At 40.7% G+C, this 14,071-nt stretch carries 7 protein-coding genes; 2 read left to right on the top strand and 5 right to left on the bottom strand.

The window, feature by feature from the left end; all coding sequences use genetic code 11:
- Positions 1-181: 181 nt before the first annotated feature.
- Entirely contained in the window at positions 182-3,034 is a 2,853-nt protein-coding gene (locus Q7J63_RS08185) for a glycosyl hydrolase 115 family protein (RefSeq protein WP_304885309.1), read from the bottom strand.
- Positions 3,035-4,529: 1,495 nt separating this feature from the next.
- Here Q7J63_RS08185 and Q7J63_RS08180 point away from each other — a divergent pair.
- A complete protein-coding gene (locus Q7J63_RS08180) occupies positions 4,530-6,437 on the top strand; it encodes a 7TM-DISM domain-containing protein (RefSeq protein WP_304885307.1) in 1,908 nt (635 codons plus the stop codon).
- 145 nt (positions 6,438-6,582) lie between these two features.
- Here Q7J63_RS08180 and Q7J63_RS08175 read toward each other — a convergent pair whose 3' ends face one another.
- From Q7J63_RS08175 to Q7J63_RS08160, 4 genes are all read right to left on the bottom strand, one after another.
- On the bottom strand, positions 6,583-7,197 hold the full coding sequence (locus Q7J63_RS08175) for a hypothetical protein (protein ID WP_139189578.1): 615 nt from the start codon (positions 7,195-7,197) through the stop codon (positions 6,583-6,585).
- A 78-nt stretch (positions 7,198-7,275) separates the two neighbouring features.
- Complete coding sequence (locus Q7J63_RS08170; RefSeq protein WP_304885304.1) at positions 7,276-8,820, bottom strand: RagB/SusD family nutrient uptake outer membrane protein; 1,545 nt, start codon at positions 8,818-8,820, stop codon at positions 7,276-7,278.
- Between the two features lie 25 nt (positions 8,821-8,845).
- Complete coding sequence (locus Q7J63_RS08165) at positions 8,846-11,932, bottom strand: TonB-dependent receptor (RefSeq protein WP_304885302.1); 3,087 nt, start codon at positions 11,930-11,932, stop codon at positions 8,846-8,848.
- A 521-nt stretch (positions 11,933-12,453) separates the two neighbouring features.
- Positions 12,454-12,990: a 2'-5' RNA ligase family protein gene (locus Q7J63_RS08160; RefSeq protein ID WP_304885300.1), complete on the bottom strand. Its 537-nt coding sequence runs from the start codon at positions 12,988-12,990 to the stop codon at positions 12,454-12,456.
- A gap of 146 nt (positions 12,991-13,136) precedes the next feature.
- On the opposite strand from Q7J63_RS08160, the gene Q7J63_RS08155 reads away from it, so the two are divergent.
- A complete protein-coding gene (locus Q7J63_RS08155) occupies positions 13,137-14,048 on the top strand; it encodes a universal stress protein (RefSeq protein ID WP_304885298.1) in 912 nt (303 codons plus the stop codon).
- Positions 14,049-14,071 lie beyond the last annotated feature (23 nt).

The raw sequence follows: 14,071 nt of genomic DNA, 5'->3' as shown, positions 1-14,071 counted from the left end.
GAGGGTTATTTGTACAATTTGCCCCATCCATAAAATACGCTTTAAACCTCATGAAAATAAATTCAAAATGCAATCGATTTCATTAATTTATTCAGCACAGGATAACCAATCAAGCTGCACCTTTTATGCATCAGGTCCAATTTAGGATTATTGGAATACAGGCAATATTGGGTACTCAAGCTCAAAATTTATAAAAGCTCTCCTTTGGCCCCAAATAACTCTGCCGCAGTCCACCTGCATCAATGATTAATTTCTGAAAAACCACTCCGGGATTGACCATATACAACTTGAGCTGATTGGGTCCTTTCTCAAATTTCATCTTTCTTTTGGTGATGTTGATGCTGTTGGCCACCCAAGTGTCCCAGGTACGCGCATTTTCATTTTCATGGATAGACACCAGAATGGGTTCATTTTCATTTACCGCCAAGCCATACCGGATGCCTTCTTCCGTGTTCAGGTAATTCAAGGTTGGACTGGCCAATACATTGACTTCATATTCCCCTGCTTCTTCAAACCAGACATCGTAGGTCAAAAAACTTCCCTGTAATGAATCTGATTCGGTGAATGCGCTTTCTGGAGTGGCCATGATGGAATTTCCCGTTTTGCCATGGTCTGGAAGCACTTGCCACCTCACTGGATTGACTTCATGTTTGGCCGTAAAGTGATCCGCTTCAATGGAAACCACGCCAAAAGACCCAATATATCCCTTGAATGATTTGTCGACAGCATAGTTGTGCATCGGAATGTAAACTTTGACTTTGTCTTTCCCACTCACAATCTCAATTTCGCTGATTTGCCTGCCTTTTGGGGCCAAAGTCCAGTCGACCTCGATCAGGATTTCTATCTGGGTTTCCACTTGACCTGATTCAACTGTTGTTTTTAGCCACTTGGTTTGATTCATTATTTTGAAATCAATCGGTTTCCCCCCTCTGTTGAAAAGCTCCAATTTTACTTTCTGGACATCAAAGGGAGACAATTCTACGGATTTCAATTGTTTTGTTTCTGGAAAAAAGCTTGTACTCTCGGAGATGGCCACACCTAAATTGCCTGGGGAGGACACTTTGAGATTTTTGAGTTCCGGCATTGCATTCTTCTTTGGCTCTTGCCAGTAGGTATAACCGATATGGGTCTGATCCATCATGTGGGACCATTTGCCATCAAGTAGGATATTGTTATAGAAATCAGAAATCAATGAATCCTTCTTAAAATATGCTTTGACATCGGCTGCCATTGTGTTGGTCAGCATTCGGCCTTGAAGAAAATAAAGATGATTCAAAGCTGTACTTTCATAGAGCCGATGGAGATTGGCCGAGGCGATGATGGGATGTTCCACCAGTTGGTAGTATGCCGGGAGGTACTTGGCATCCAGATTGGATTTGACCAAAGCACTCAATTCTTCAAGAGCTTTCCATTCTTTGGAAACGGAAGTCATTTCATCGTAGAAATGAATACTGTAGGATTTTTGATCCAAAAGCTCAGGCTTTCTCCTTCCACTCAATTTCCCAAAACCCGATAATAAAGTCCCGATTTCAGCAGCATACTGAGCACCAAATTGTGCCTCAGCCCAGTTATGGGTATAATCCGCAATGGCTGAAACTGGTATGGCATCGGGATTCCAGGCAAAATCCAAGAAGAAGGATATCGGAAATTCCATGGGTTTGATATCGCCAACATTGACCACCCAAAGTTCATCCACACCATGTTGATACGTGCGGTTCATTTGCTCCCAAATCTTCGGCAATGGATTGGTATTGATCCATTTATAATTTCGAGGGCCGCCTACATAGTCAAAGTGGTAGTACATGCCGTATCCACCTTTTCTGGGTTTTGCCCCGATTGCCGGTAGTTTTCGGACATTGCCCCAGTTGTCATCACAAAGCAGGAGCATGACATCGTCCGGAACGCGCATGCCTTTTTCGTAATATTCCTGTACTTCTTTGTACAAAGCCCAAAACTGTGGCGTCTCCGAGGCTGGTTTTCCCGTGACGTCCTCAATGATTTTTCTCTGGTCTTCGATGATTTTTTCCAGAAGCGCAATGTTGTTTTCCTCACTCATCGGCTCGTCCCCATCTCCTCGCATCCCCAAAGAAACCGTGGCTTCCATGTTTCTTTGGCGTTCCATGCCCGTTTTCCAAAATTCCTGCAAAGTCTCTTTGTTCGATTGATAATTCCAATCGCCTTTTCCATACCGCGACCATTCGGCATGGGCCCGCATCATAGGCTCGTGATGTGAAGTGCCGATGACGATTCCGTATTGGTCGGCCAATGGGCCATTCAATGGGTCATCATCATAAAAAGCCCTGCCCCACATGGCTGGCCAAAGGTAATTCCCATGCAACCTCAGGATGAGTTCAAAAACATTTCCGTAAAATTGATGATTGAAACCCCCAAATTTCTCATGTGCCCATCCTGATAAAGCGGGTGCTTCATCATTGATGAAAATACCTCTGTATTTGACCGCCGGGGTTCCTTTGGAATACAATCCATGATTGATAAAAATCGCTTTCTTGTTTTTGACTGGTACATCGGCCCACCAATTCCATGGGGACACGCCGATTTGTTTGGACAGTTCATAAATGCCAAAAATTGTCCCTCGCTTGTCACTTCCCACGATTACTAGCGCTTGGTTTATACCTGGAAATGGATTTTGTATAGTCTGGATCTGAAAAGTCTCCCATTTATTGGCCAAAGAAGAAATTTTGATTTGCCCTTGGAGAACCAATTGATCAATCCATTCACTTTCACCCAATTGCCCGATGAGGACAATATTGTTTTGGCCATCCATTTTTGTCAGCAAGCCAGGCATTTTTCCACTCACGGATTGGATATCTTCTTGCAAATTCTTGACGGCCATCAACACGCCTTCATCCGTCCCATCAAAAACGATAGGGGAGGCCACCTCATTGACGAGGGGAAAGCGATTGAGTGCAGCACTTTCGGATACAAAACGGGGATTTTCCGCCTGAGAAAAAACTGAAGCCAATGGCAAAATTCCAAAAAGTAAGGCAAGGATTGTTGTACTGAATGATTTCATGGATACTGGATTGGGTTTGTATGGATTTGATTAATTTGGGAGTGCCGGCAGGATTATTTTGGTTACATCCTCTGAAACAAAGATTTTCCGGTGGGCCATTTTAAACTTCAAGCACAGATTGTCGCGTTCCGGTCCAAAACGCGATTTAAAGATCATATTCTAATTTTCAGAAGTTGATTAAAGTCCGAAATGCGTCAATTTGGCTTCAAAACGATAAAAATGGAGAATTGGAAATATCCTGTAATCGGCAGGAATAAAACCGGAAGTTCCCAGAAGGAACTCCGGTAATCAACAATAAACCCTAATATATACCGAACAAGGATTCACGGATTCAAGGCTGAAACCCGATCTCCCTTTTATCTTTTTTTCAAAACTTGGCTACTGAAATAATCAATTGATTTCTGAATGTGGTATTCCTCACATTCAAAGTAATTCATGGATCTGAATGGTTCTAACCCGAAATATGCAAAAGGTTTCCAAATTGGAATTAAACCGAAAGAAAATCAGACTATTCGGAGAATAATTCCTGACACCAATTGGATGAAGTCAAAAATAGTCAAATTGATTATCGGTGAATTACATTCTTGAATTGAGTTCGTGATGCATTAAACGGGTTTAAACAGCACAGATTCCATTTTTGAAACCTAAACTTGACTAAAATTAAATCAAATTACAACCGATTTCATTTCTTTTATTGAATTTATCTTATATTGAGATGATTTCGAGTTTTGGATGGCACTCATCTTGCATGAAATCCAAAGAAGTCAAAGTGTTCGATCAGCCTTAAAAATTGGCGATGAGGTGTTTGAATATTTTGATTAAAGATGCCTTTAATCGGCTTAAACAAAAGGTTTATCGTAAAAATGGGGCTGTGGTACAGTGGTGAAGATTGTAAAAAAATCAGGGTTTTTATAGGGTTTTACAAAAATCAAATGGAGTCCCCAGCTGAATATATTCCCGATTCAGATAAATACAATCGATTTCATGCTATTCCTTTTGAATGGAGTGAAAAACAATCCTCTTTACCAATACCCGTATCTGTGTTTAATGGAAGAAGGCAATTCTGGAGTGAAGGAGTGAATGCAGTTTTTGAAAATGGAGAAGGGCTGTGAGCTTAGTTCATTCGGATAATCCGAGGTATGTTCCCTCATCCTTTGTCAATAAAGCCAGACTGTTTTTGAGGTTCAACCAATTGGGAATACCATCAAAAATATTATTGGAGCCTTTCCGAACAAGGCAATAAAATAATTTAACCCGATAGCGGCACTGGATTTTCAAACGGGGTTCAGGCTGGAAGAAAATCAGACCATTTGGAGATGAACGGAATTTATCGATTTGGTGGATTCAAACTATATAAACAACTGAAGCTTATCAACCAATTTCACGTTCGAATAGAATTGGTCATGCAAAAACGGGTTTAATCCATAATAAACGTGTTGTTTTTGATCAGATCGATCTGTACTTGATTTTAAGACACGAAAAAAATACACAACAATTGAAGGTCAGAAAAACATATCAAATCTATTTTCTATTCATAACGTTGGTGCTCTTTACGACGGGAGCGAACGGCAATTCCAAACAGGGAACGAAAATCGAATTGAATGGCAATATTTCCCGGGTTTTTGTCAACACCTCCTTTGATTTTTTTCTGGATACCGCTGCCACCTATTCCATTGAGGAGATTTCCCAAGAGAAATTCCAGGATCATTTTCAAAAAGTAACGGATCCTCATGTATTGTATGATTATCTTAACTCTCCCATTTGGATGCGCTTCACCATCCAGAATAACCAATCCATCTCTGACTATTCATGGTATCTTGAATCTTGGGGTTTTGACATCAAGAACATTACCTTCTATTTCCCAAGAGCTGACGGAAAATTTGAATCTTCAACAGCAGGTTTTGAGCAACCCTTCGATCAGCGGAAAATAAGCCATAAAAACTTCAATTATTTTCTGGATCTTAGACCTTCTGAAACCAAGACATATTACTTAAAGGTAAAAAGAAACTACAATCAAGAATTCATCTTTCATTTAAGGACGAATGAGAAATTTTTAGCACACTCCTTAAATGAGTATTTTCTCTTGGGAATCTATTATGGCGTGCTGACCATTATCCTGATTTTCAATTTTTATCTGTTTTACAGATTAAGAGACACCCTATACCTTTATTTCACGTGTTTGATTATCGCCTGTATTTGGTTTTCCCTGGGGAGGGATGGTCTTGGTTTTCAATATCTCTGGCCAAATTCTCCTTGGGTAAACAAACTTGCCAATGAATATTTCATCGAGCTGATCATCATCCTTTCGACCCTTATGTTTTCGGATCGGTTTATCCAAAAATATACCAAGAACAGTAAAGTTTTCACCCTCACCTACTGGGCCATTCTGTTCAAACTACTGCTTTTTGTGAATCAACTTTTCTTCTTTGAATTAAACTATATCCACTATCTGGTGATCACCATCATTATTTTATTGGTCCCGTTTTCTTTGGGTCTTTTTGCATTGATGAGAGTTAAAATATATTCATGGTCTTATATTTTTGCCTATGCCTGTCTGTTTTTAGTGATTGTCTATTCTTATTCAAAAAGCATTCAGCTTTTCAATAATCCTGTTCTCAATTGGTATTTTGTATATCCTGTGATATTCCTGGAAATGATCCTGTTTTCATTTTCGATTTTCAACCAACTCAAATTCCTTCAAAATCAATTTTTGGAGGCAAACAAGGAGAGGACGCTCGTATTGGAAAACAACAACCTCCTCACCCAAGAGCTGAATTCCAAACTCAAAGAAAAAGTAAGGGCCAGGACCGAAAAAATTGAGAAAATGGCCGCTGACCTTGCACAAAAAAATCTGGAATTGGAAACCACGAATTTGAAATTGCAGGAGCTGAATGACCAAGTCACACAGAGCAACAATTATCTGCAAGAAAACAACGCTGTACTCCAGACCAGTGTCGCGGGAGTGGCTAAGGATCTTGCCTTGATGAAAGGGCTGGATTTTTTGGGTTTCAAAAATGTATTCCCCGACAAAGATACCTGCCTGAATTTTTTAGCAGAACTCAAGTGGAAAGATAAATATCAGTGCAAGAAATGCGAGTACAAAAAATTCACCACAGGGCTGAATTGCGGAAGAAGGTGTAAGAATTGCAATTATTACGAATCACCTACCGTTGACACACTCTTTCATAAACTTAAATTCCCGATTGAAAAGGCTTTTTATATCCTCTACCTTTCCAATAGAAAAGATGTAGACCTTACCCTGAACGAACTTTCCGAAATTCTGGAATTGAGAAGGGAAACCTGTTGGGCTTTTAAAAATAAAATATCCCAAGCCATGGAAAAAGTTGGACACAATAAAGAGTTGAATGGCTGGGAAACCTTGGCCTTGGTCAATCTTGAGTAATCTTGGAAAGCTATTTTTTTTTCTTTACTCAAATATTAAGATTGGCAAAAATGATGGCTTCAGACCCTACCTAAATCAAAAAACCAGTCCAGATGACCATCCGGACTGGTTCTTGAAAGCCGTAGTGCTTTTTTTTCAGAAAAGTCTAAAAGGCCATTGTCGCAATCAATTTGTTGCGCTGTAATCTTCGCACAAGATTCCTGGTAAGGTGGTTGTGTATGGTGTCATATCCTGAAAGCGATGTGCCATTGACCACAAAATTACCCATCCATACAACTTCCAATGTATCCTTATCCAATAGAAAACAATTGTAGCTCGCATTGGGACTGGTATAACTGGTGCCATCAATAATGTTGGATGAACTCCAAAAGCCTCTTCTGTTGATTAACAGAATCGCTCTTGAATCATGGTTCTTGAGTTTTTCCATATACTTCTCAAAAGAGATCGCTGCCTGAACGGGAAAATAATCCTCCATAAATTCCAACGGCGTGGGTTCAAAGTTTCTCTTTAAACTGCGATGCAATTGTTCTCTGACTCTGGTATCATCCAATTTGTTGAAGCGGTCTTTGATCGCATTCTCAAAAAAATCTTCATCCATTTGTGTGAAATCGGGACCAAAATCCGAATATACAACCATGAGCGAAGTATAAAATACTTGATCCTCCGTCACCATTTTTTCTGTTACCCGAACTGAAGCACAGGAGGATAAAATAACTGATATTATGAATAAAACAGATGTAAAATGTCTTTTCAATTTCATAAGAAGTTGTTTTTAGGTTTCAATGAAAAAAAAAGGCTACCGATGAAGGTAGCCTTTTTGATGATGAAATCGAAAGGATTAATATCCTGGATTTTGTGGTATTGGAGAAGTATTGTTTGTCAGGATTTCTACCAATGGGATAGGCCAGATGAACAAATTGTCGCTGTATGACAATGAGTGATCTGTTGGAATTGCTCTGTCCGTTGTGTAGAAATTGATGTTATTGATGGAACGGCTTGTGGCTTTGGCTGGGATACCCGCCATTCTGCCTTCGCCTGAAAGTCTATGGATGTCTGTCCATCTTCTTCCTTCCGCCAAAAACTCGATTCTTCTTTCGTTGATGATTGCCTCGATCAAAGCATCTGTGGATGCAAAATTACCCGCAACAAAAGAAGATGCTGTCGCTGGAATCGCTCTGTCACGTACAGAATTCAACAATTCAACCGCTGCTGCTGTATTGCCTAGTCTTGCATTTGACTCAGCTGCAGCAAGAACGATTTCTGCAAAACGGATGATCACGGTATTGTCAGAGAAAGTCGTGTTGTCGATGTATTTATTGGTAAACATGCCCAATGGGCCTTGGCTTACAAATCCATCTGATTCACCTCTTAAACTTCTTCTTGCATCACCTGGAAGCCAGAAATCTGCTCTCCAAATAATTGGGCTAATCTTTACCAAACCTCTGGAACCCAAGTCAGGGTTGCCATACATGTTGGCAAGGGCGCCATTCACGCCTGCATTGGATGCGTCCGTGCTTTCGAAAGAGAAGATGTTGTCAGAGCTTGTTCCGCCTCTGAATGGAGTCAAAGGATTTGCAGTGACTGCAAATTCTGCTGCAGCAATCAGCTTGGCATGTTCAGCCAGGACGCCTGTCCAATCTTCCATGTTAAGCATTACTCTTGCCTTCAAAGCAATGGCAGATGCCTTTCTTCCTCTGAATGCATTTCCTGCAGTAGGAAGTATTTCTTCAGCTTCGTTAAGATCAGACAACAATTGGTCATAAACCTCCTGTACCGTACCTCTACCCACAGCTTCTCCCGGCTCAACTTTTGCAACATCATTGATGGCAAAAGTTCTGTAGGGGATACCCATAGCGGTTGGGTTGTCAGAATAAGGTCTTGCGAAAAACAATACCAATTCATGATGTGCCAATGCTCTCAAGAAAAGTGCTTCCCCTCTGTAACCGTCTCTTTGGGCTTGTGTCAAAACTCCGGATGACAATGCTTCATCCAAGTTCTCGATCACAAAGTTCGCCCTGTTGATCATTCTGTAAAGAGAAATCCACTGACCGTTGTTATTGGCAGACTGAGGATTTTGCGCATTGGTATAAGTGATTTCATAAAACAACTGATCGTTGTACATGTCCTCACCTTTCATATCTCCTTGCTGGGTTGATGCCGCACCGAAAGGATAGCCTCTCTGAACTTCGCCCAAGTAGAAGCCTCTTTGTGCGGATTCATAAATCCCCAAGACCGCCGCATTGATCCTATTGGCATCGGCAAACGCCTCTGCATCTGGAATGATGTTAGCTGGCTGAAGATCCGTTACCTCGCATGAAGTAATCCCAATCATAGCTAAAGCTACAAACGCAGACTTTATTTTATTTGAAATTATATTTGTCATTTTTTTCAATTTTTAGGTTGTGTGATTAAAATCCAACATTAAGACCTACAGACCAAGTCCTGATGATCGGCGCCACATTCCAATCCACTCCAAATTGAAGTTGTCCAGAGAATTGGTTTGATTCAGGATCGATACCAGAGTATTTTGTGAAGATCAATGGGTTTTGCACCTGTGCAAAGAATCTTGCGTTTCTGATGTTTCCGTTGAAAGTGCTGGTTAAGAACTGGGTTGGGACTCTATAACCCACCACGATGTTTTGAACCCTTAAGAAATCACCTTTTTCAATGAATCTTGAGTTGGAAGCCGATGTTTGGAACATGTTGGCATCTTGACCTGAATACAATTTAGGAACATCAGTCACCTGACCACCTTCGGTCCATCTGTTCAAGATAGATGCGTGGTTGTTGGAAAAACCTTGACCCAATAATCCTCTAAGTGATTCATTCATGATCATGTTTCCACCACCATATCTCAAGAAGATCTCAGCATCAAAATTACCATAGGTAAAGTTGTTGGACCATCCTCCTTGCCATTTTGGCAATGTGTTGCCCAAAAATTCCTGAGTTGGAGCAGAAGCAGCGGTTGCGATGTTGGCAGGATTGGCTGGATCGTATGCTTTCCAACCCAAATTACCCTGTACCAAGTTGTACTGAACGATGTCATCACCTCTGAAGTACATTGGATTACCATTGGAAGCATTGACGCCTGCCCATTTGAAACCATAAAGCTGTGCAAGAGGACCACCTTCAACTGTTCTGTTGTAGGTACCTGTCAAAGGCTGAACCAAAGCGGTTACTTCATTTTTGATAAACGTAAAGTTGAAATCTGTGTCCCAAGAGAATTTACCTTTGTTGATCACATTGGAGAAAACCCTTAATTCAACACCTTCATTGTACATCGCACCGATGTTTTGACTGATCACATTCAACGGAATACCCAAAGATGGAGCGGTTGGAGCATTCAGCACCAATCCATCCACGTTGTTCTTGAAGTAATCCGCAGCGATCGTTACTTTACCAATGGTCATGTCCAAACCAATGTTCAACTTCTTGGAAGTTTCCCACTGCAAGGCTGTGTTCGCTACGTTGGAGTATCCAATACCCGCACCGGCTGCTGCCAATACCGGACCGAATCCACCTGCATAAGGGAATGCACCACCTGGAAGATTGACGTTACCAACTTCTGCATAAGATGCTCTCAATTTGAAATCAGAGATCAAGTTGCTGGTGAAGAAAGCTTCGTCAGAAACTCTCCATCCAATGGATGCACCTGGGAAGGTACCTCTTCTGTTTTCTTTCGCCAATTGGGAAATACCATCATTTCTCACTGCTACGGACAACAAGTATTTTCCTTTGAAGCTATAGTTCAATCTTGCAAAATAGGAATCAAAGCCATTCTCAGAGTATCCACCACCTGAAAACTGGTTGTTGTAAGAACCAGAAATCAAGTTTCTATAACGGAAAAACTCATCCGAGAAATCTGTTCCTTGTGCAGTAAAGTTATAAAAATTGGTGTACTGATATTCCACACCTACGGTAGCATTGATGCTGTGATCATCTGCGATTACCGTTTGGTAGTTCAATGTGTTTTGCCAGTTCCAACGGAAAGCAGGATTGTAAGCCATGATCACGTTACCGTTTGAGCTTCTGCCATCACCATGTCTTGCATCAAGAGAAGTGAAGTCATCCGCCATGGTCAAATCGATACCGATTTGGGTTCTTGCGGTCAAACCGGTAGCAATGTCCACTTCTCCAAAAGCATTTCCTTGGATCCTGTGATTCCTTGCTCTGTAAGTATTGTTTTCCAATACGTAAGCAATGTTTGGAATATTGTTGTCAGGACCTGCAAGATTCGCACCGAAACCAGTGGTTGCACCATTGGCAGTGATGTTGAAGCCATTGAAGGCAGTATTGGCAGCGTCATAGATCGGAACGTTTGGCAATGCTCTGGTGGCATTGTAAACCGCACCCGAAAGTGAATTGTTTCCGTTGTTCAATCCGGTGATTTCAGTGTAGGCATAAGAGAAACTTGTACCCACTCTTACTCTTTTCGAAATACTATGGTCGATGTTTGCTCTGAAAGCATAACGCTTCAAATCATTCGCTCTAACGGCTGATTCTTGATCTGTGAATCCCAAAGAAAAGAAATACTTGGTTGCTTCAGAACCACCAGAAATGGAAAGGTTGTGTTGTTGCGTAGTACCTCTTCTGAAAACAGCATCTTGCCAATCGGTGTTGATACCTGATGGGTTTGCATTTCCAGTTTGGTTTGCGTTTGTTCTTTTTTCATTCGCAATCGTGACAAAATCATCCCCGTTCAATAGATTGAATCTGTCAACAGTCTCATTGAAACCAGTGCTTACACTGTAGTTTACCTGAGCTTTACCTGTTTGACCTCTTTTGGTGGTGATCAAAATCACACCATTCGCAGCTCTGGAGCCGTAAATCGCAGTAGCAGAACCGTCTTTCAATACCTCATAGGAGTCGATATCTGCTGGGTTAATGTTTGCAAGTGGGTTGGATGCAATTTGACCTGCACGGTCAGAATCCACCACTGGAACACCATCAATCACGATCAAAGGATCAGCACCACCCGAAAGGGAGTTCACACCCCTGATTCTGATGATTGGCCTTGCACCCAAAATACCGGAAGGTACCGTTACCGATACACCTGGCGCTCTACCGGCCAACTGTGTATCAAAGGAAGGGGCAACCAAATTTTCAATCGCCTCATTGCTGATGGAAGTCACAGAACCTGTTACATCTCTTCTTTCCTGAGTACCATAACCTACAACGACTACCTCGCTAAGGGTTTTAACATCAAGTGCCAAAACCACGTCAATTGTAGAGTTGTTTCCCACTGACATTTCTTTTGTCAAAAAGCCGACAAAACTAAACACCAATGTTCCCGATCCTTCTGGAACGGCGATAGAGTAAGTTCCGTCAAGATCCGTGATAGATCCAACAGAAGTTCCTTTCAAGCGGACGTTGACACCGGGGATTCCTTCTGGCTCATCAGCAGAAGTTACCTTACCTGTTACCGTCCTGCTTTGTGCAGCTACAGCCAAAACTGTAAATATCGCCAACACAAAGCTTAGTAAAACTTTCTTCATAGGTAATTATTTAGAATAAATTAACAATTATTTGACTGCAATAATGAATTTAAATTTGTATAAAATCAAATGGTGCTCCTGGAAGGAAAAACACTTAAAAAGTAGATTCTATCGATTATCTCACAAAAAGCCATATTTGAATGAATACGGAGCGGCTTTAAAGTCAGAAACATGCAATTAATTTGAAAAAGCCATTTTTTAGCGGATGAAATTTCTTAAAATCGATGTTTTATTTGTTTTCATACCGATCCCAAAATTGGGAGAAGAATAATTCTAGATTATTGATTGGTTTTAAATGTAAAAACCTTTAAAATCCACTGTTTTCATTCTAAAACAAAAAAAAATTAATATAAAATGCTATTTTAATATTTTTTGAAAAATATTTTGTTTGTTGTTTTGCGGTTTTTGCCAAATAAATGAATATTTAAAAAAATTGTAGTTTTTTTCTTTTTGAATCGAAAACCAAAGGGTTTTTCACTGGTCTAACCCAAAACGATAAGACCAAAATGGTTGAAATTGTTTTACTTAAGTACAAAAAAATGAATGACCTGCCATTTTCGCTCCACCCTTCTCAGCAAGGCTATTTTGTCAACAAGCACCTCTTTTGAAAACTTCTTCTGGGAAATGAAATCCCAATATTCTTCAAATCTGTTTTCTTTGGTATCCTTGTATGCAAGGGTCATGTGGGGACGAAAGGACTTGTCGCTCAATTCCTCCACCTGATTCAATGCGGTTTTGCAATAGGAGGAAAATTCCCTTTGCATTTTGGACAACTCTGGGTTGCCCACCACATTTACAAAAATGACCCTTCTCCCAAACTTTCCAAATCCCTGGAAAGTCAAAGGCAAAGCCTGGATGCCATCAAAAAATTCCTTTATTTTTTGAATCAGTTTCTCTTCCTTGGCCTCATTCCAACTGAAGGGCATCTTCAAGGTGACATGGGAAGGGGATTTCAGCGCGTATTTAAGATTGAATGCTTCGTAGAGTTCGAGTTTCAACTTCGTCGCCTCTTCCTGAATTTCTCCTTCCGGAACATAGGCGACAAAATATTTGGTCATTGTTTTTCCCATTCAACACAAATATATTGCATTTTGAAGGACAATCCGGATATTTAGAATTTAGAAAAACAGTAATTTTTTTGGCCATTAATCCCGAAGAATTACAACAAAGCTGTAAATTGACCAATCGAATAGGAAAAAAGTATATGGAGAATTTTACAAAGGCAATGGTAGGGCTTGACCTCAGTGCCATGGATGGGGTTTTGATGCAAAAGGTAGCTTTTTTATCCAAATTGTTAGGGATCGAAAAAATCTATTTTATCCACATATCCAAGAATCTCTCTTTGCCTGAAGAGATAAAGGACCATTATCCAGATATACTTGCGCCTTTGGATGAGTCGATAAAGGCGGAAATCCTAGTGAACATAAAAGAACATCCTTTTCCCAAAGAAATTGAACTGGAAGTGATCGTGGGGGAGGGAAACCCAAGAGACACTATCCTAAGATGGGCCAATATCAAAGACGTGGACATCATGATCATGGGTAGAAAAAATGAGATGGAAGGCAGTGGCTCACTTGCCAAATACATGGCCCAAAAATCCCCATGTTCTGTCCTGTTCTTGACAGAAAACAGTGAGATTGCCGTACCCAAAAAAGTGCTCATTCCACTGGACTTTTCCGAACACTCCAACCTTACTTTTAAGTTTGCCCAGAAGTTGTTTGAAGAAACAAATACGGAGATTTTAGCACTCCATATTTATGAGGTGCCTACCGGCTACTACAAGACTGGAAAATCTTACGAAGAATTTGCCGCGATTATGAAAGGGCATGCAAAAAAGGATTACGAAAAATTCCTCCAGAAATACAAGCACCAGCATTTCGAATGTCTATTCCTTATGGATGAAAAAGAAAATTCCGGAAAATTCATCACTCGAATGGCCCAAGAACACCAAGCCAATTGGATCATTATGGGAAGCAGGGGAAGAACCTCTTCTGCATCGGTCTTGTTGGGAAGCGTTGCAGAAAATTTGGTGGAGGCAAACAACATGTTGCCCATGTTGATTTTCAAGAAAAAGGGGGAAAACATGAACTTGATCGATGCCATCCTGAAGATTTGATGGGGCTGACTTTGTCAGGAAAA

The sequence above is a fragment of the Rhodonellum sp. genome (assembly GCF_030656585.1).
In the GTDB taxonomy this organism is placed as follows: Bacteria; Bacteroidota; Bacteroidia; order Cytophagales; family Cyclobacteriaceae; genus Rhodonellum; species Rhodonellum psychrophilum.
Note: the sequence above shows the minus strand (reverse complement) of the source record. Positions and strands in the feature narration are given on the sequence as shown.